The following is an 18,490-nucleotide window of genomic DNA, read 5'->3' on the forward strand; positions in this document are numbered from 1 at the left end:
CTGCGTCCCGATCTACAACACCCGAATGTCAGCATAGTCGATGCTCGTGTCGCTGCGCGCCTCGAGCGCGTTCACGCCGCGTTTGAGTTCGACGTTTTCCCACAGGAACACCCCGTTGGCCCCCGTCTTCCTGCCGAGCGAAGCGCCGTTGACCAGCAGTTCCACTTCCGGAGCATTCGAATAGACCCGGATCGTCTGGGTCGTTTTCACGCGCGGCGTCCAGCGCTTCTGCGCAATATAAACCATCGGTTCGGCCTTGTTCCAGTTGGCCTTATAGAAATAGAACGCATCCTTGCGGTACTTGCGGTCGAAAGTCACCAATCCCCGGTCGTCGATCCCGGTGCCCTCGCCCCAGTCGCGCCCGGCCGCCCCGTAATCGAACATATTGGCCACGAACCAGCCCCACAGAAACGGCGACGCGTCGACCAGCGGGAAATACTGCTCGTGCAGACTGGTCTGCCAACGCTCCGGATGCCAGTTGCCGAGGTAGTTGGGCCGGTAGAGCGAATCTTCCTGATGATAGATCGAAGCCCCCGCTCCGTACGTGATCCCGGAACACAGGCTCCCCCACTTTTTCTGCAACTGCTCGAGCCATATCTTCAGATCGCCCGGCATCCCCTCCTTCCATCCGAACGGAAGATCCCAGACGATCAGGTCGGTCACGAAATTGATCGGGCCGTCCTGATTGCTTGTTGCCGTCGTCATCCGCGACGGGTCTTCCTGCATCGCCATCGCGTTGAGCCCTTTGATGTAGTCGGTCGGATCGTCGCCCCGCGGATCCTGATCCGAAAAAATACCCCAGAATACGACCGAAGGGTGGTTGAACTGCTGGAAAATCATTTCGTAAAGCTGCTGCTCGCCGTTGCGGCGGAAATCGTCCGTATGGATATACCCCTTATCGGTCATATAAGCCGGCCCGATAAACGGCATTTCGCTCCAGACCAAGATCCCGCGGCGGTCGCACTCGTCGTAAAAGCCCGGATGATGCGGATAACCGGCAGCCCGGACGGCATTGGCGCCCATCTCGGTAATCAGATCCAGATCCTCTTTGATCTGGTACTGTTTCAGCGCGATCCCCACCGACGCCCGGTCTTCGTAATGCACCACGCCGTGAATCCGATACGGACGGCCGTTCAGCAGGAATCCCTGCTTCGGATCGACGCTGAAAAAGCGCAGTCCGAGCGGCACCGTAACCTCGTCGCACACGCGTCCCTCGTCGGCCAGTTGCACGCGCACGGTATACATATACGGATTTTCGACGCCATCCCACAACGTCGGATTTCCTACGATCACCGGTACGGTCGCCGATCCCCGGCCGTCCCCCGCGATTTTGACTTTCGCACCTTGCACGACCACCGTATCGCGGTTCGGCGTTTCGACGGCCAGATTGACCGTAAGGGTCTTACCGGCCGCGCCGCGCACCCTCACGACCGTCTCCAGATCGGCCTTTTCGCGGGAGACCTCTTTCTGGTGGACATAAACGCCCTCAGACGCGTAATCGTCCACGGCGATATGCGACGGATCGGTTACGATCAGTTCGACATCGCGGTACAATCCCCCGTAAACGTTGATGTCCCCGGCGGTCGGAAGCACGTCGAGCCGCGGAGCGTTATTGACGATCACCCACAGCGAGTTGTTCTCGCCGTATTTCAAGTAATCGGTCAGATCGAACGTAAATGCGCTGTAACCGCCCCGGTGTTCGCCGACATAGCGCCCGTTGACGATCAGGTCGGCCACGGTTCCGGCCCCGCCGAAGCGGACGAAAATCCGCCGACCGGCCCACTCTTTCGGTACGGCGATATCTTTCATGTAATTGCCTACCCCCCGGAAATAGTCGTTCCGGCCGCTCAGGGCGTCGTTGTTCCACATGTGCGGCAGGTTCACGCCCTGCGCCCGGTCGCTGGAACCTTCGGTATGGCTGAAAAAACGCCAATCCCTGTTTATATTAATCACGTCTCTTGCAGACAATTGCGTCAGCATAAACACCCCTGCGATCAAAATCCAGATTCTTTTCATATGCGTTGCATTTGAGAGCAAATTTAATAAATAACGAATAAATCCCTATATTTGGTACAAATATTCGGCCGTCCCGTCTTCCGGCGCCGTCCGGAAATACGGGAACCGGGCCGATCGCCGGGCAGCCCGCAGCCGGATACGGAACACGGACGCACGAGAACGCAAGCATGAACGGATTCGATATCATCCTGGGCATTCCATTGCTCTACGCCGCATACAGGGGATTCCGCGAAGGAATCATCGTGCAACTGGGCGGAATCGCGGGACTCTTCATCGGAGTCTATTTCGCATTCCGCCACAGCAGCGCGGTAGGCCAATGGCTGCATACCGATCCGCCGATCGCCGCAGCCGTCGGATTCGTCGTAATACTGCTGGCGGTACTGTTGGTCATGGCGCTGTTGGGACACCTGATCAAAGGAATTTTCAAACTCGCCGGACTCGGCCCGATCGACGCGATCGGCGGCATTCTGCTGGGCGTGTTCAAAATGGCCGTCATTCTCAGCCTGTTGCTATATGCGTTCGAAACCGTCAACAGCACGACCCGATGGGTCGAAAACGACCGTTACACCGAAGCCGCGCTCTACAAGCCGGTACGGAGCACGACCGCGCTGCTTTTCCCGTACCTCGACCTGATGAAAAACAAAATAACCGGCAATAACGACTGACGCCTATGGAATCCGCACGTTCGGCATTGGTAATCAAAAGTACCGGAAGCTGGTACACGCTGCGCGACGACGCGTCGGGGCAGACCGTAACCTGCCGCATCCGCGGGAATCTCAGGCTGAAAGGAAGCCGCACGACCAATCCGGTCGTGGTGGGCGACCGCGTCGAATACGAACAGCCGGAAGGAGCGACGGGCGTCGTCACGAAAATCCTGCCGCGGCGCAATTACATCATCCGCCGCGCATCGAACCTGTCGAAAGAGTCGCACATCATCGCCGCGAACGTCGATCAGGCCTTTCTGGTCGTGTCGCTCTTCCTGCCGTCCACCAACTGCGAGTTCATCGACCGCTTTCTGGTCACGGCGGAAGCCTACCGCATTCCCGTCACGCTGCTGCTGAACAAATGCGACCTCTACGCGACCGATGCATTGCAGGACGCCCAGACCGAATTTCTGAAAATTTACCGGTCGGCGGGATACGAAGTAATCGAGCTGTCGGCGACGCAGCAGACCGGCATCGACGCGTTCAAAAAAATGTTACCGGGAAAAACGTCGCTGCTCTCGGGCAATTCGGGCGTCGGCAAATCGACGCTGATCCGGGCGATCGACCCGTCGCTGGACATCCGCATCGGCGCGGTATCGGCCAGCAGCAGCAAAGGAAAACATACGACGACCTTTTCGGAAATGTACCCGCTCGCCGGAGGCGGCTACCTGATCGACACGCCGGGCATCAAGGGATTCGGACTGATCGACATCGAAAACGACGAGATATGCCGCTATTTCCCGGATCTGTTCCGTTACGCCCCCCGGTGCGGCTACTACAACTGCACGCATACCCACGAACCCGCCTGCGCGGTGCGGGAGGCGTTGCGCGCCGGAGAGATCGGCCTCTCCCGTTACGAAAGCTACCTCAAACTGTTGGACGATGACCAAAAATACCGAAAATAACGACGGACTGCTGGCCCGCAAGATCGAATACATTTCCGGTTTCATGCTGCCGGAACGGGCCGAAGTGCTGCGCGCCACGCTCGCCCGCCGGACCCGCTACATGACCGTATGCATGGAGAATACGTTCCATCCGCAGAACGCCAGCGCGCTGGTGCGCAACTGCGAAGCGTTCGGCATACAGGATATCCACACGGTCGAAGCGCTGTGCAAGTTCTCGCCGAACGTCAACATCGTCCGGGGAACCGACAAGTGGGTCGATATCCACAAAACGGGAAGCACCGGCGATCTGATCGCCGCGCTGCGGGCAAAAGGCTACCGTATCGTAGCCACCTCGCCGCATGCCGACGACCGTACGCCGGAAAATTTCGACGTGACCGCCGGACGGTTCGCGCTGTTTTTCGGCACGGAGCACGCCGGCATCAGCGACGAAGTAATGCGCTGTGCCGACGAATTCATCCGCATCCCGATGTGCGGATTCGTCGAAAGCCTCAACGTCTCGGCATCGGCGGCGATCCTGCTGTACACGCTGTCGACGCGGCTCCGGGAGTCGTCCGTCGACTGGCGGATTCCGGAAGACGAGCGGGACGAAATCCTGCTGCGTTGGATGAAAACGACCGTCCGGGACGCCGAACGGATCATGAAACGGGGCGGTTTCTGAGTTCTCTGAAAACAAACAAAGCACGGCTGCGGGAACGTTTTCCGCGGCCGTACTTTTTACACTTTCCGGATATTATGCTTCGGGAACTTCGATCAACAGGACACGCGCTTTCTCCTTCGCATGAATTTCGAAACGGTCCATTTCGCTGACGCCGAGCCCGTCGCGCGGCGATAGCGACTGTCCGGCCACCTCGATTTCCCCGTCGATTACGAACACGTAAACCCCGAAACTGCCGGGCGATTTGAGCGCATACTCCGCGCGCGTACCCGCTTCGAGCTCTCCCCACGAGAACCAAGCCTGCTGGTAAATCCACAGCCCGCCGTGTCCGTCGCCCGGATAAGGCGAGACGATCACGCAGAGCTCGTTCGGACGGATCAGGTCGGAAATCACGGCATTTTCGTAGCGGGGTTTCACGCCTTCCCGATCGGGGAATACCCATATCTGAAGAAATTCGACATTTTGCTCGCGGCTCTGGTTGTATTCGCTGTGGTGCAGCCCGGTGCCGGCGCTCATCACCTGGATTTCGCCGGTGGTGATCGCCGAAACGTTCCCCATGCTGTCTTTATGTTCGAGCGTCCCGCTCAGCGGGATCGAAACGATCTCCATCTCGCGGTGCGGATGCAGGTCGAACCCCATTCCCGGAGCGACCGCGTCGTCGTTCAAAACCCGCAACGCCCCGAAATGGATGCGCGCGGCATTGTAATAACTCGCAAAACTGAACGTATGGTGGGTCTTCAGCCATCCGTGATCGAAATAACCCCGCGTAGGAGCTTTGTGCAACAGTATATTCATAATTCTGAAATATTAATATTCAATATATAACCCGTCAACTATCAAATAGTTTGCCAACTTTAACATTCACGCCGGCCGCACGCCTCCGCTCCAGGTAACGTTCGGTCAGCCTCGAAACGGCATAACGATCCAGCTCCGCTTCCGGCACCCTCAGAAAGCCGGACAGCGAATCCGGAATCCGCTCCAGTTCGATCTCCTGAAAGCAAGCGTAAATAATCCGGTGCGACAGTACGTGCCGCGGCATCGCCGTCCGTTCCCCGATCCGCATCCGCCGTTCGCCGCCGAACCACGCTTTCCATGCGGAAGTCCGCTGCAACGCGTCGAACTCGGTCTCCGCATCGGTCTCGATCAGCGGAAATTCGTACAGGTTGCGCCAGATATCCTTCTCGGTACGCTGCCGCAACAACAATGTCCCGTCGCAGCGGATGCACAAGTAATTGAAGTAACGCGGCCGCACGGCCGCTTTGCCGCGTTTCACCGGACGCCGGCCGACCGTGCCGTGCGCCTGCGCCAGACAGCGGTCGGCCAGCGGACACGCCCCGCAATCGGGACGCTGCGGCACGCATTGCAGAGCTCCGAACTCCATCGTAGCCTGGTTCTGCAGGCCCGGACGTACCGGATCGAGCAACGACTGCGCCAATTCGGCGAAGTAGCGTTTGCCCGCCGCATCGTCCACCGGCAAATCCACGTCGTACACGCGGGAAAGCACCCGATAAACATTGCCGTCGACCGCCGCATAAGGCAGCTCGTAAGCGAACGAACAGATCGCGGCAGCGGTATAATCCCCCACCCCGCACAGCGAACGCACCGCCTCGTAGTCCTCCGGAAACCGACCTCCGAAACGCGCCATGATGTCTTTCGCTGCGGTATGCAGGCTCCGCGCGCGGCTGTAATAGCCGAGTCCCTGCCACAGTTTCAGCACCTCGTCCTGCGGAGCTTCGGCCAGCGAGCGCACGTCCGGAAAACGGGCGACGAACCGGCGGAAGTAATCCAGTCCCTGCGCCACGCGGGTCTGCTGTAAGATAACCTCCGACAACCAGATCAGATACGGATCGGACGTTTCGCGCCACGGCAATCGGCGGTGATTGTCCGCATACCAGCGGATCAGTATGTCTGCGAAACCGTCCGTCATCCGATCAGGTCGGCCGTCACGGCCCGCGTAAAACGAATCAGATCGCCGGGAGCCAGCTTCAACTGCAATCCCCGCACCCCGGCGCTGACATAAATCGTATCGTAATCGAGACAACTGCGATGAATAAACGTCGGAAACCCTTTTTTCATCCCGACGGGCGAACATCCGCCGCGGATATATCCCGTTACCGGCAGCAGTTCCTTCATGTGCAACATCTCGACGCGTTTGTTGCCGGACGCCTGCGCGGCGGCTTTCAGGTCGACCTCGGCATCGCCGGGAATCACGCACACCAGAATCCCGTTGCGATCGCCGCGCAACACCAGCGTCTTGAACACCTGGCCGACCGGCTCGCCGAGCTCTTCGGCGACGTGCGCGGCGGCCAGATTCTCTTCGTCCACCCGGTAAGGGATCAACTCGTAGGCGATCTTCGCCCGGTCGAGCAGGCGGGCGGCATTGGTTTTATTGATTTTTACGGACACGGCTTACGACTCTTTCGCACGAAGGTAAAACTTATTCGTCGAAAATCGAAAACAGGCGTACCGATTCCGGTATTAAAGTTGTATCTTGGAGGGTGTTTTTCACCGAGTACAAACCTTTAAATTTTAAAATTATGGATAATTGGAAAATCACGTTCGGGGGCAAACCCATGACGCTCGTGGGCAAACACCTCGCCGCCGGAGACCGGGCTCCGCTTTTCGAAGTAATCGATCAGAACCTGCAGCCCGTATCGCTGACGCAATACAAAGACAAAACGGTCGTCATCAGCGTATTCCCGTCGGTGGACACTTCGGTCTGCGCCCTGCAAAACATCCGTTTCAACCGCGAAGCCACCAAACTGGACGGCGACGTGGCGATCCTGTCGCTATCGGTCGACCTGCCGTTCGCGCAAAAACGTTTCTGTGCCGCCGAGAACATCGACAACGTGTACGTCTATTCGGACTACCGCGACCTGGACTTCGGCATGAAGTACGGATTCGTCATCAAAGAACTGCGGTTGCTGTCGCGCGGAGTCGTCGTGATCGATAAGAAAGGGCTGATCCGCTACATCGAATACGTGCCGGAAGTGACGCACGAACCCGATTACGAAGCCGCGCTGAAAGTGGTCAGGGAGTTGAAATAGCCGGATTTCCCGGTTCCGTGCAAAAACCGCGGGAAGGTCGCCGTCAACGGTCGCCTTCCTGCGGTTTTACGATGATAAAGGAAGGCAGCGCATGCAACAGCGCCCGTTCGTTGCGCAGGATGTACTGCCAGGCGGAATAGCTGATCAATACCAATTGCTTGCCTTTCAGCCGCGCGGCCAGGGGTTCCTGCGGATCGCCTATCGTAAAACGACCGGATTTGCCTGCGGAATCCTTGTCCAGGAACGGGGAGTCGCCGTTGACCGAACTCAGTTCCACCCGCAGCCGGTCGGACATCGACCCGACCAGCGACAGCAGGCTCCGGTCGCGCTCGTCGCGCAGGATCACGCCGGCGTCGGTAACGGAGTCGATGTCGCGGTTCACGAAGACTCCGAAAGCGGAGTGCATATTCTGGAACAACACGCGGATCTTGTCCTGCGTCAGTCCCGGCGACAACCATTTGCCGCCCTTCGACAGCAGGGCGTTCAGCCGACGCGGCGGATCGAGATAACTGCGTAGGAAAGCCGGCCCTACGCCCGTCAGCACGAAATCGTAATGTTCGTCGTCGGCCAGCGCGCAAAGGTCTTCGGTATAGTGGTCGGTAACGCGGTAACGCATATCCACCCGCAACCCGAGACGTTTGGCCTCGGGCTCGAGCAGGCTGAAACTCTCTTTCGAATAGTCGCTCGCATTGAGCGGGTTGGTCTCGGTGCCTATCGTATAGTGGATCGCCGTCACCTTAGCGTCTTTCAGCACACGACCGTACAGCAGGCGCACCAATTTCAGGAACAGCGGCCCGCTTTCGGGATTGGCGAACGAAATCAGGATACGCGGATGCCCGTTGCGGGTCGGCCTCACCTTGCGCGATTTATACCCCGCGATCTTTTCGATCAGCGCCAGCAGCGGCGTAGCCATAAAGGTCGTGAACAACGCCATGATCACGAAAATCACGAACAGCGACGACGGGATGATCCCCATCTCGTAACCGATGTTCAGCACAATCAGTTCCATCAATCCGCGCGTATTCATCAGCACGCCGATCGACAGGCTGTCCTTCCACGACTCGCCGACCAACCGGGCCGAGAACGTGGCGCCGATCATCTTACCGGCGATCGACACGACGATGAACAGCGCGCAGATTCCCCACAGGTGAGGCGTATTCAGCAGGCCGATCTCCGTACGCAAACCCGTAAAGACGAAAAACAGAGGCAGAAAAAGCACTAATGCGACATCCTCGATCTTCTCGGTCATCACGCGGCGGAAACTCAGGTTCGCCGGCATAACCACCCCGGCCAGGAAAGCGCCGAACAGCGCATGGATCCCGAGGATTTCGGTAATGTAGGACGAAATGATCAGCACCAGAAAAATAAAGGCGACCAGCGTTTTGCTGACCGTCTCCTGTTTGTTATAAAACTCCCCGATCTTGCGCAGGAAAGGCTTGACCAGGTAGAACATGAACAAAATATACAGCGCCGTCAGCACGATGGTGAAAAACGCGCTGGTCACGCTGCCGGCCCGGGCCACGGCGATCACCGCCGCCAGCAGGCACCATGCCGTCACGTCGTTGTTGGCGGCGCTGGCGATCGCCAGCATCCCCATCGGCGTCTTGCTCAGATTCCGCTCCTGAACGATCCGCGCCAGCACCGGAAACGCCGTAATGCTGACCGAGATGGCCACGAACAGCGCGAAAGGCACGAACGAAGCGTGCCGCGCCCCGAACTCAGGATAGACCACATAGGCGAGCCCCATTCCCATCAGGAACGGCACGATGATGCTGGCGTGGCTGATGACCAGCGTTTCGCTGGCTTTGCGGCGGATGACGCCCAGGTCAAGCTCCATCCCGATTACGAACATAAAGAGCACCAAGCCGATCTGGCTGATGATATTGAGCGGAACGAGCGAATCGGGATCGAACAGAAAAGCGAACGTCTCGGGCGACAGGTGCCCGAGTACGGACGGTCCGAGCACGATACCGGCGACGATCTCGCCGATCACCCCCGGCTGCCCGAGGTATTTGAAAAGATAAGAAAAGATACGTACCGTGATCAGAATAGCGATGACCTGCAGCAGCAACAGCGACAGCGGGTGCTTCAGGTTTATCGTCAGCGTGTCGTACAGCAAGCCGACCGGCGAATCCTCCCCGGAAGGCGCCGCTCCCGGCCCGAGACCGTCGTAAGCATGACCCAAATGCACGATCCACAGCAGCAGCGCCGCAAACGCGGCAAGCATCAGCCCGTAGATTATGTAGTTGCGTTTTGCCTTCATAGACCTGTTCCGTCGGGATTCCCGTTCCAACAAAGGTAAGTTTATTTCGGAACTTTTACAAGGGCGAAATACTCCTTTTCGGACGAATCAACGGGAAGCGGAACCGCGTCCGGCCTCGGCTTCCAACTGCGCCCTCGACTTGCTGATCGTCACGATATACACCCCCGCGAACACCAGCAGCACGGCAACGCCCTTGAGCCATCCGAACGTATCCATTCCCAGCGAAACGGCGACCAGCGTGGCGACCAGCGGCTGCACGTAATTGTAGGAACTGGCCACCGTCGGGCGCAGGTTCTTCTGGCCGATCGGCATCAGCAGGTAGGCCAGGAACGTGGCGCCCAGCACGACGTAAGCGATCTGGGCGTAATCCGCCCAGCCGAGTTCCGCCCAGCCGACCGCCTTCAGGTCGGAGTAACCGAACGGCAGGCAGCACGCCGTCGCATAGAGAAACATCCATTTCATCAACGTAACCGGCGAATAGCGGCTAATTAGTTTTTTGAATACCACGAAATAGGTCGCAAACGACAATTGGGCGAAAAGACACAGCAGGTCGCCGGAAACGGAACCGCTGCCCGTCCGGCTGGAAACCAGGTGCGCGCCCGAAAGGATCAGCAGCAGCGCGCCGGCGGCGCCGACGACGACACCCAGGATTTTCTTGCCGGTGATCGGTTCCCGCAGGTACAACGCGGCAATGATCATCACGAAGATCGGCGTGGTAGTGGTCACGACGCTGGCGTCGATCGGTGAGGTCTTGGACACGCCGAGCACATAAGTTCCCTGATTCAGCACGATCCCGAGCAACGACGCGAAGAAAAACAGCAGCAGGTCGCGCGGCGGCACGTGCTCGCGGCGCGTAAACAGCGACGCGATCCAGAACACGACGGTTCCTCCGCCCATCCGCATCATCGTCAGCGCATAAGCGCTGACGAGTCCCGTCCCGAACAGCGATTTCGAAACGGGCGCGAGCAGGCCGAACGTAATGCACGCCCCGAGCATCGCGGCATGTCCCCTGAAATTTTTATCTTCGATTAAATTCGACATTCGAAACCAAAATTAAAAAACAAAGTAGGACGAAACCGGCGAAAATCGAACGCTCCCAACGGCATTCCGGCTTCCGCACCGACGGAATCGGTCTCAACGGATCATCAATCGTCTGATTTACAATATCCGTAGCGCCATCCCGCTGCAAATTTAGCCAATTTCCGGGAAACCGGACGGATCGACCGCAAAAAGAATTCCATACCCGTCTGCCCATCGAGCCGATCGTACTCCGTTCCGACGTCTTTCCCAGCGAGTCGCCCTCCCGGACCGTTCCGCACTCCGTTTCCGCGCCTTTTCGCAACCCTAATTTCCGCCCGCAAGTCGTTTTCCGTTTCCCGGGCTCCGGATTCGAAACGCGTCATATCGTTTGCGTTTATCCGCCGTTTTACCTGTTCCGGCACAATCTGCCGGAGCGAACAAAGGCAATCTTTTTTCGAGATTCGTTTTTCGACGGCAATCCTCAAAAAAATCAAAAAAAGCATTACCTTTGCGATCCGCTTTTTTTTCGCACAAAAATCGACTGCCGAACAACAATCGCTTTTCCCGATGAAACCGACCTACAAACAGATTTGGCTCATTACCTATCCGATCCTGATCAGCCTGCTGATGGAGAACCTGATCGGACTGACCGACACCGCTTTCCTGGGCCGCGTCGGAGAAGTGGAACTAGGCGCTTCGGCGCTCGCGGGAGTCTATTACATGGCTATTTTCATGATCGGGTTCGGGTTCAGCATCGGAACGCAGATTCTGATCGCACGGCGGAACGGCGAAAAAGCGTACGCGGATATCGGCCCGCTACTGCAACAGGGAATCCTGTTCCTGTTGCTGCTGGCCGCCGTCATGTTCGTCGTCTCGCGGACGTTCACGCCGGTCGTGCTGCGCTGGATCATCGACTCCGGCCCGGTCTGCGACGCGGCGATCAGCTATACGAACTGGCGCGTTTACGGCTTTTTCTTCTCGTTCGTCGCCGTTATGTTCCGGGCGTTCTACGTCGGCACGACCAATACGAAGATACTCACGGCCAATTCGGTCACGATGGTGCTGACCAACGTGGCGCTGAATTACGCGCTGATCTTCGGTAAATTCGGACTTCCGGCCATGGGCATCGCCGGAGCCGCTATCGCATCGTCGGCCTCGGAACTGGCTTCGGCGCTCTTTTTCATCCTCTACTCGTGGCTGAAAACCGACCACCGCAAATACGGGCTGTTCCGGTTCGCCCGTCCCCGTCCCCGGCTGCTCGGACGGATGCTGAACGTCTCGGTGTGGACGATGCTGCAATCCTTCGTCTCGGTCGCCACGTGGTTCCTGTTCTTTCTCGCGGTCGAACACCTCGGCGAGCGGCCGCTGGCCGTCAGCAACATCGTACGCAGCATATCCGGGATTATCTTCATGGCGGTCAGCGCCTTCGCCTCGACCGCCAGTTCGCTCGTGAGCAACCAGATGGGAGCGGGACAGCAAACGCTCGTAATGCCTACCGTCCGTCGGATCGTCGGCATGTGCTACCTGACGATCGCTCCCGCGGCTCTGCTATTCGCGCTGTTTCCGACCGCCGTACTGCGTATTTACACCGACAGCATCCCGCTGATCGACAGCTCGGTGTCTTCGCTGTGGGTCATGCTGTCGGCTTACCTGCTGACCGTGCCGGCGATCATCCTGTTCAACACGGTTTCGGGAACGGGAAACACCCGCTCGGCGCTGGCGCTGGAAATGACGACGCTGCTGATCTATATCCTCTATACGCTCTACGTAGTGATCTACCTGCGGGCCGACGTCGCGGTCTGTTGGACGACGGAGCACGTATACGCGATCGTAATGTTGTTGCTGGCCTGCCGATACCTGAAAAAAGCCGACTGGCAGCACAAAAAAATATAAAGCCATGAAAATCGTCACCTACAACGTCAACGGACTGCGCAGCGCGCTGTCGAAAGGACTGACCGACTGGATCGCCGCCGAACGGCCCGACATCCTGTGCCTGCAGGAGACCAAGGCGCAGCCGGAGCAGATCCCGACCCTCGAACTGGAAGCGCTGGGATACCGTTGCTATTTCTTCTCGGCCGTCAAAAAAGGGTACAGCGGCGTGGCGATCCTGACCCGCCGGGAACCCGACCGCGTGGCGGCGGGCATGGGTATCGAAAAATACGATGCGGAAGGGCGTTTCCTGCGCGCCGACTACGGCGAGCTGTCGGTCGTCAGCGTCTATCACCCGTCCGGAACTTCAGGCGACGAACGCCAGGCGTTCAAAATGCAGTGGCTCGAAGATTTTCAGCGATACGTATCGGAACTCGTAAAAGAGCGGCCGCAGTTGATCCTGTGCGGCGACTACAACATCTGCCACCGGCCGATCGACATCCACGACCCGGTGCGCAATGCCTCGAGCAGCGGTTTCCTGCCCGAAGAACGCGAATGGATGAGCCGCTTCCTGGACAGCGGCTTCATCGACACGTTCCGGCTGTTCAACCACGAACCGAATCAGTACACCTGGTGGAGTTTCCGCGCCAACGCGCGGGCGAACAACAAAGGCTGGCGGATCGACTACGCGATGGCGTCCGAAGCGGCGCGCCCGCTGCTGAAAAACGCCTGGCTGCTGCCCGACGTGCGCCATTCGGACCACTGCCCGGCCGTACTGGAGATCAAATAGGGTCTCTAACGCCACGACTCACGACTCCTCATAATCCATCCGACCCGTTTTTTAATTTCTCGCATATCGCGATCTTCTCAAAAACAGTTATCGGGTAAATAAACACGCTATTCTACCGAAAAGACACAGACAAACATAACAAAAAAAACACATAACACACTTGAATTTAAAATTTCACATTCAGACCTTGCATATTGAATATAAATTAACTTTAAATTCAATAAACTTATGACGAAACGAAATTTTTTGTTTATCTTGTTATTTGGTGGTATTTTCATACTCAGCGGCATCGTTTTTATGAAAAATGCAGACACGAAAAAGGTATTTTGTGTTAATCCGGAAGCCTTGACCGCAACAGTGGAAGAAGGAGAAAGTTACACGGGGTGCATCGTCGGAGGAGGTACACAAGGTGAGGTAGTAATTGCTTTTTACTGTGGCACCTGCTCCATATCAACCATTATTCCCAATGGAGACGGACTTTGCCGGAGCAATTAGAAATCATGCAAAAGTACCCCTTGCTGTCCAAAGGGTACTTTTATATTCAAATATGTATTTCGACATGAAATTCTTAATAATAATGGGGGTGTTGTCCATTTTGTGGGGATGCCGTTCCCCGCATGAGATCTTGGTTATCCGGGAGACCAAACCTTTAATTACGGAAGATTCAGTACGGTTGGGAAACAATTGTACGATGGATATGACCCTGATCGATTCCTCGATCATCCTGTTCAATCATTGCAGTAACCATTTTTTCAGTATTTTCGACCCCTCTTCGTTAAAACCAGTTTGCTCGTTCGGAACAAAAGGTAAAGGTCCGAACGAATTTCAGTACCCTATGCAAGACCGTTCTTTGCAAAGTATCAACGATAACACCTCACTGCTTATATACGACGGAAATCTGCTCGCAAAAAAAGAACTCGAGATCCCCGCTTTGCTCCGGGACACGGTTGTTTATAACTTTCATTCCGAAAATTTACCCAAAATATTATTTGCAAACAAGGACGTCAACCGGTTGAACGATACGTTATATGCCGGAATCCCGATGAGTAAATACGAAGGACCGTTCGCGATCCTCGATATAAAAAACGACAAAACCGTCTGGAGCGAATCCGATTGGGGATTCACCATGCCTCAACGCAGCGAAATGTTGTCTTATTTGATCACCTACGGTTCCCTGTGCGCCAATACCAAGAAACAGATCATTGTTCGATCGTACCGAAATATTGACATGATTCAACTTTTCGGATTCGACGGCCGCCTGGTTAAAAACATTTGTTTGTCGAAACCCGAATGCCCACCGTTCGATCCTCAAAAAAATTGCCTCGAACCGGAGCACAACCTATATCATCTTGAAATGTTCGCCACGCCGGAACGTATCTATACGCTGCATTACGCCCATCCTTACAACGATATTAAAAACGGAACCGCCACGCCGACGATCCTCGCTTTCGATTGGGACGGCAATCTGACCGCCGCTTACGATTGCCCGCGGCCCATACAGCAATTTTGTGTGGATGAAACCAACCGCAAGATATACGGAATATCCGGGACATCCGAAATCGAATACAACCGACTCTTTCGTTTTTCATACTGATACGCCATGAAGAACGCGTTTATCAAAGGCGCTTTGTCACATTACGCCTCATCCATGAAATCATTCAAAACGATTATCGGCATAATGGGGATGGTTCTTTTATGCGGATGCAATAACCGGCATCGACACGTTATTCTGCCGATCGAAAAACCAGAACTACTACGGGTCGAAGATTCCGTACGAATCGAAAACAATTGCGCCTACGACATGGCTTTATACGATTCGGCGATCGTCCTCGTCAATTATTGCGGACGGAAATTCTTCAGCCTTTTCGAAACGGGGTCGCTGAAACCGATATGCTCATTCGGAACGAAAGGAAAAGGCCCGAACGAATTCCAGATGCCGCAACGCGACCGTTCGACAGGTTCCGCCGAAGATTCCGTTCTCAGGATCTACGATGCGCATCTGGTCTTTACGAAAGAGATCCACGTGCGATCTTTACTGCGCGACACGGCTGTTCTCAATATCCAAGGAGAACATACCTACAAAGCCTTACGATACAACAAAGATATCAACCGCCTGAACGATACGTTATACGCAGGAATTTTAGCAGACGCTCCCCTGGGCCCCGTTGCAATTTACGACACGAAAAACGATCAAACCTTGTGGGGGGAATACGACCTGGGGTTCGCAATGCCCGTAAAGGCTAATCCTTACGGGATATGCTACGGTTTCCTATGCGCTAACCCGGGGAAAGGGATCATGGCGAGAGCCTATAAATACCTGGACATGATCCAACTATTCTCCCAGGAAGGTCGTCTTGTGAAAAGCATTTGCTTCTCTGAACCGCAATTACCCATTTTGAACACGCAGGGGAATTGGCCGGAATCGTCCGCCGTAAACTATGCGCTCGGGTTATTCGGCACGCCCGATCGCTTTTTCGTGCTGCGCTACACGAATCCTTACGGCGAAATCAAAAACAGTACCGCCACGCCGACGATCCTCGCTTTCGACTGGGACGGCCGCCTGACCGCCGCTTACGACTGCCCACGCTCGATCACGCAGTTTTGCGTAGACGAAACCGGTAAAAAAATATACGGCTTGCTCGATATGCCGGACATCGAGCATACGCAACTTTACCGGTTTTCTTACTAAATGCCGAACACGCCATGAAGAACGCATTCATCGTAGGCATGATATTGCTAAATGCCTTTTTGCTTTATGCATTGATCCGGACCGGATCGGCCGCAAAACAACGGATGATCGCCGGCGCAGACACCTCGGTCTATGCGATGGAAAAATGGGACATCAGGGAGAGTACGCTGTCGAGCGTCCGGTATGCAGGCCGCCCGTTTTTCATTTCGGACAGCGCGCGGGCGTTGCTGGCCCCCTATTCGGCCGACTCGTCGAAACTGTTCGTGCGCATACAATTCCCTTCCTGCGAACGCTGCATATCACAACTCGTCCGAAGCCTGAAAAGAAACGAAAACCGGTTGGGTACGACAAATATAATTCTGGTCACCGAATTCCACGACGACGACGAGGTCGCCGAATTCGTTCGGAGGTACGACCTCGGCGGGTTCCGTTTGTTCAATATCCCGGAGTTGGAACTGTGTCTCGACCTGAAAAACTTTATCGGCTCGTATATGTTCACATTATCGCCGGACTTCCGCGCAGAGAATCTGCTGGTTTGCTCCAAACACAACGATTACATGCACGACGACTATTTCACCCAACTGCCGGGACGGGCGGAATAATGAATCATATATTTCCTATTTTTACCGCTGAATGGAGCAGCGGAAGATCATACACATCGACATGGATGCGTTCTACGCGTCGGTCGAACAGCGCGACCACCCCGAATACCGGGGCCGTCCGTTGGCGGTCGGCCGTCCCGAAGGCCGCGGCGTGGTCGCCGCGGCCAGCTACGAGGCGCGGCGCTACGGCATCCGTTCGGCCATGCCGTCCGTTACGGCCCGAAGGCTGTGTCCCGAATTGATTTTCATTCCCGGACGGCTGGAAGTCTACCGCGAAGTATCGCGGCAGATTCACCGGATTTTCCGCGAATACACCGACCTGGTCGAGCCGATCGCATTCGACGAAGCTTTTCTGGACGTTACCCGGAACAAAAAGGGAATCCCGCTAGCGGTGGACGTCGCCCGGGCCGTCAAACGACAAATCCGCGACGAACTGGGACTGGTCGCATCGGCCGGAGTATCCTACAATAAATTTCTCGCCAAGATCGCTTCGGACTACCGGAAACCGGACGGACTCTGCACGATCCATCCCGACCGCGCCGCCGCTTTCATCGCGCGCCTGCCGATCGAAGCGTTCTGGGGGATCGGCCGCGTCACGGCACGCAAGATGCACGAAATGGGAATCCACGACGGCGCTGCGCTGCGAGAGTGCCCGCCGGATTTTCTGACCGAACGGTTCGGAAAAGCAGGACGCCTTTATTACGAATTCGCCCACGGCATCGACCTGCGACCGGTGGAAGCGAGCCGCGTCCGCAAATCGGTCGGATGCGAAACCACCTTCCCGTACGACCTGACCTCGTTCGACGCGATGACGGACGAACTGTATAAACTCGCCGCCAAACTGAACGGGCGTCTCGACCGGGCCGGATTTCGCGGCAATACGCTGACGTTGAAAATCAAATTCGCCGATTTCCGGCTGCAAACCCGCAGCCTGAGCCCGGGATACGAGCTGTTCGCATCGGCCGAAATTTTCCCGCTGGCGACTGCGCTGCTGCGCGATGCCGGCATCGAAGGACATCCGGTACGGCTGCTCGGCCTGTCGGTCGGAAACCCGACCCACCCGGTGCAGCACGAACTGTACCGGCAGTTGAGCCTCGACCTCTGACTGTCATGTTACAGGTCGTATTTCAGCAAGTCGCGCATCGAAATCACTTTACATTTGCGCTCCTTCAACATGCTCAATAATTTTTCGAAATTCTCGGGCGAAGTGCTGACGAAATCGTGCGCGAGGTCGGGCACCCCGTGCAGGCAGAAAATCACGACCTGCCCGTCGCGGGCCTCGTCCAGCGCTTTTTCGAAAAATTCGGGCGTCTCGAACCGCGCGTCGACCACGCCGTAACTCGGCATCAGCATTTTATCCGACACTCCTTTCACATAAGGCTTATCCCCGCCGTGACGGGCCAGCTTATAGCCTCGCTCTTTCAGGACGGCGATCCCCTCCGGACTGTTGTCGTAACCGGGATAAGCGTAAGTCACCGGGCGCGGAATGCCGTACAACGCGCATTTCTCTTCGATGTAGGCCGTTTCCGAACCGATCTGCTTACGGGTCATTTGACTCATCTGCCCGTGACTGCGGCTGTGGTTCCCGATCTCGAAGCCCATTTCGTCCAACTCCCGGATTTGATCCCAGCTCATATACTTGGTTTTGTCCTCGAAACCCGGAAATTCGCAAACGTAGAACGTCGCGCCGAATCCGTATTTATGCAGCAACGGAGCGACCACTTCCCGCTGGCCCGCCGTCGCATCGTCGAACGTCAGCACGACGATCCGGCCTTTCAACGGCTTCAGGCGTTTGGCCGTTTTTTCCGCTACCGCCGTCACCGCAATGACGACCGATAACAACAGTAAAAAAAATCGTTTCATCATCCATGCTATTTTTTGGAAAACCCGGCACGTAACGCGCCGCCGTTTCCCAGAACCTTACTCTGAA

18 protein-coding genes are annotated in these 18,490 nt (G+C 56.3%); 11 read left to right on the forward strand and 7 right to left on the reverse strand.

Annotation, left to right across the window (positions count from 1 at the left end):
* Positions 1–12 precede the first annotated feature (12 nt).
* Positions 13–2,016, reverse strand: a complete 2,004-nt coding sequence (locus tag C1A08_RS02525; RefSeq protein ID WP_101571164.1) for a glycoside hydrolase family 2 protein — start codon at positions 2,014–2,016, stop codon at positions 13–15.
* A gap of 167 nt (positions 2,017–2,183) precedes the next feature.
* On the opposite strand from C1A08_RS02525, the gene C1A08_RS02530 reads away from it, so the two are divergent.
* The 3 genes from C1A08_RS02530 to C1A08_RS02540 are packed head-to-tail and all read left to right on the forward strand — an operon-like array spanning position 2,184 to position 4,283.
* On the forward strand, positions 2,184–2,681 hold the full coding sequence (locus tag C1A08_RS02530) for a CvpA family protein (protein WP_101571165.1): 498 nt from the start codon (positions 2,184–2,186) through the stop codon (positions 2,679–2,681).
* Positions 2,682–2,686: 5 nt separating this feature from the next.
* Positions 2,687–3,625, forward strand: a complete 939-nt coding sequence (gene rsgA / locus C1A08_RS02535; protein WP_101571167.1) for a ribosome small subunit-dependent GTPase A — start codon at positions 2,687–2,689, stop codon at positions 3,623–3,625.
* Positions 3,603–4,283 (forward strand): TrmH family RNA methyltransferase, encoded by a 681-nt coding sequence (locus tag C1A08_RS02540; protein ID WP_101571169.1) that lies wholly within the window; start codon positions 3,603–3,605, stop codon positions 4,281–4,283. The genes rsgA and C1A08_RS02540 overlap by 23 nt, the downstream gene beginning before the upstream one ends.
* Positions 4,284–4,355: 72 nt before the next feature.
* Here the strand turns inward: C1A08_RS02540 and C1A08_RS02545 are convergent, their stop codons facing one another.
* From C1A08_RS02545 to ybaK, 3 genes are read right to left on the reverse strand one after another with little or no spacing between them, the layout of a single operon-like run.
* On the reverse strand, positions 4,356–5,075 hold the full coding sequence (locus C1A08_RS02545) for a pirin family protein (RefSeq protein ID WP_101571171.1): 720 nt from the start codon (positions 5,073–5,075) through the stop codon (positions 4,356–4,358).
* Positions 5,076–5,109: 34 nt separating this feature from the next.
* Positions 5,110–6,207 carry an A/G-specific adenine glycosylase gene (gene mutY / locus C1A08_RS02550; protein WP_055201783.1) on the reverse strand — a complete coding sequence of 366 codons (1,098 nt, stop codon included), beginning with the start codon at positions 6,205–6,207 and terminating at the stop codon, positions 5,110–5,112.
* Positions 6,204–6,686 (reverse strand): Cys-tRNA(Pro) deacylase, encoded by a 483-nt coding sequence (ybaK, locus tag C1A08_RS02555; RefSeq protein WP_055201785.1) that lies wholly within the window; start codon positions 6,684–6,686, stop codon positions 6,204–6,206. The genes mutY and ybaK overlap by 4 nt, the downstream gene beginning before the upstream one ends.
* Positions 6,687–6,817: 131 nt before the next feature.
* Between ybaK and tpx the strand changes: the two genes are divergently transcribed.
* Positions 6,818–7,327, forward strand: a complete 510-nt coding sequence (tpx, locus tag C1A08_RS02560) for a thiol peroxidase (RefSeq protein WP_055201787.1) — start codon at positions 6,818–6,820, stop codon at positions 7,325–7,327.
* A gap of 43 nt (positions 7,328–7,370) precedes the next feature.
* Here the strand turns inward: tpx and C1A08_RS02565 are convergent, their stop codons facing one another.
* Positions 7,371–9,590, reverse strand: coding sequence for a cation:proton antiporter (locus C1A08_RS02565; protein ID WP_101571174.1), 2,220 nt, complete (start codon positions 9,588–9,590; stop codon positions 7,371–7,373).
* Positions 9,591–9,677: 87 nt separating this feature from the next.
* Positions 9,678–10,619: a DMT family transporter gene (locus tag C1A08_RS02570; RefSeq protein WP_101571623.1), complete on the reverse strand. Its 942-nt coding sequence runs from the start codon at positions 10,617–10,619 to the stop codon at positions 9,678–9,680.
* A gap of 558 nt (positions 10,620–11,177) precedes the next feature.
* On the opposite strand from C1A08_RS02570, the gene C1A08_RS02580 reads away from it, so the two are divergent.
* The 7 genes from C1A08_RS02580 to dinB all read left to right on the forward strand — a co-directional run bounded on the left by C1A08_RS02580 (position 11,178) and on the right by dinB (position 17,665).
* Positions 11,178–12,503, forward strand: a complete 1,326-nt coding sequence (locus C1A08_RS02580) for an MATE family efflux transporter (protein ID WP_101571177.1) — start codon at positions 11,178–11,180, stop codon at positions 12,501–12,503.
* Positions 12,504–12,507: 4 nt separating this feature from the next.
* Complete coding sequence (locus C1A08_RS02585) at positions 12,508–13,269, forward strand: exodeoxyribonuclease III (protein WP_101571178.1); 762 nt, start codon at positions 12,508–12,510, stop codon at positions 13,267–13,269.
* A gap of 228 nt (positions 13,270–13,497) precedes the next feature.
* Positions 13,498–13,764, forward strand: coding sequence for a hypothetical protein (locus C1A08_RS13030; RefSeq protein ID WP_145996499.1), 267 nt, complete (start codon positions 13,498–13,500; stop codon positions 13,762–13,764).
* Entirely contained in the window at positions 13,736–14,863 is a 1,128-nt protein-coding gene (locus tag C1A08_RS02590) for a BF3164 family lipoprotein (protein ID WP_101571180.1), read from the forward strand. The genes C1A08_RS13030 and C1A08_RS02590 overlap by 29 nt, the downstream gene beginning before the upstream one ends.
* A 207-nt stretch (positions 14,864–15,070) precedes the next feature.
* The gene (locus C1A08_RS02595) at positions 15,071–15,958 is read left to right on the forward strand and encodes a hypothetical protein (RefSeq protein WP_145996500.1); all 888 of its coding nucleotides are present in this window, start codon (positions 15,071–15,073) and stop codon (positions 15,956–15,958) included.
* Positions 15,959–15,972: 14 nt separating this feature from the next.
* Positions 15,973–16,560, forward strand: coding sequence for a hypothetical protein (locus tag C1A08_RS02600; protein WP_101571183.1), 588 nt, complete (start codon positions 15,973–15,975; stop codon positions 16,558–16,560).
* A gap of 31 nt (positions 16,561–16,591) precedes the next feature.
* Positions 16,592–17,665 (forward strand): DNA polymerase IV, encoded by a 1,074-nt coding sequence (gene dinB, locus C1A08_RS02605; RefSeq protein WP_101571184.1) that lies wholly within the window; start codon positions 16,592–16,594, stop codon positions 17,663–17,665.
* Positions 17,666–17,673: 8 nt separating this feature from the next.
* Here the strand turns inward: dinB and C1A08_RS02610 are convergent, their stop codons facing one another.
* Positions 17,674–18,426 carry a polysaccharide deacetylase family protein gene (locus C1A08_RS02610; RefSeq protein WP_101571186.1) on the reverse strand — a complete coding sequence of 251 codons (753 nt, stop codon included), beginning with the start codon at positions 18,424–18,426 and terminating at the stop codon, positions 17,674–17,676.
* Positions 18,427–18,490: the final 64 nt, after the last annotated feature.

It is taken from the genome of Alistipes sp. cv1 (assembly GCF_900240235.1).
Taxonomy (GTDB): domain Bacteria; phylum Bacteroidota; class Bacteroidia; order Bacteroidales; family Rikenellaceae; genus Alistipes_A; species Alistipes_A hominis.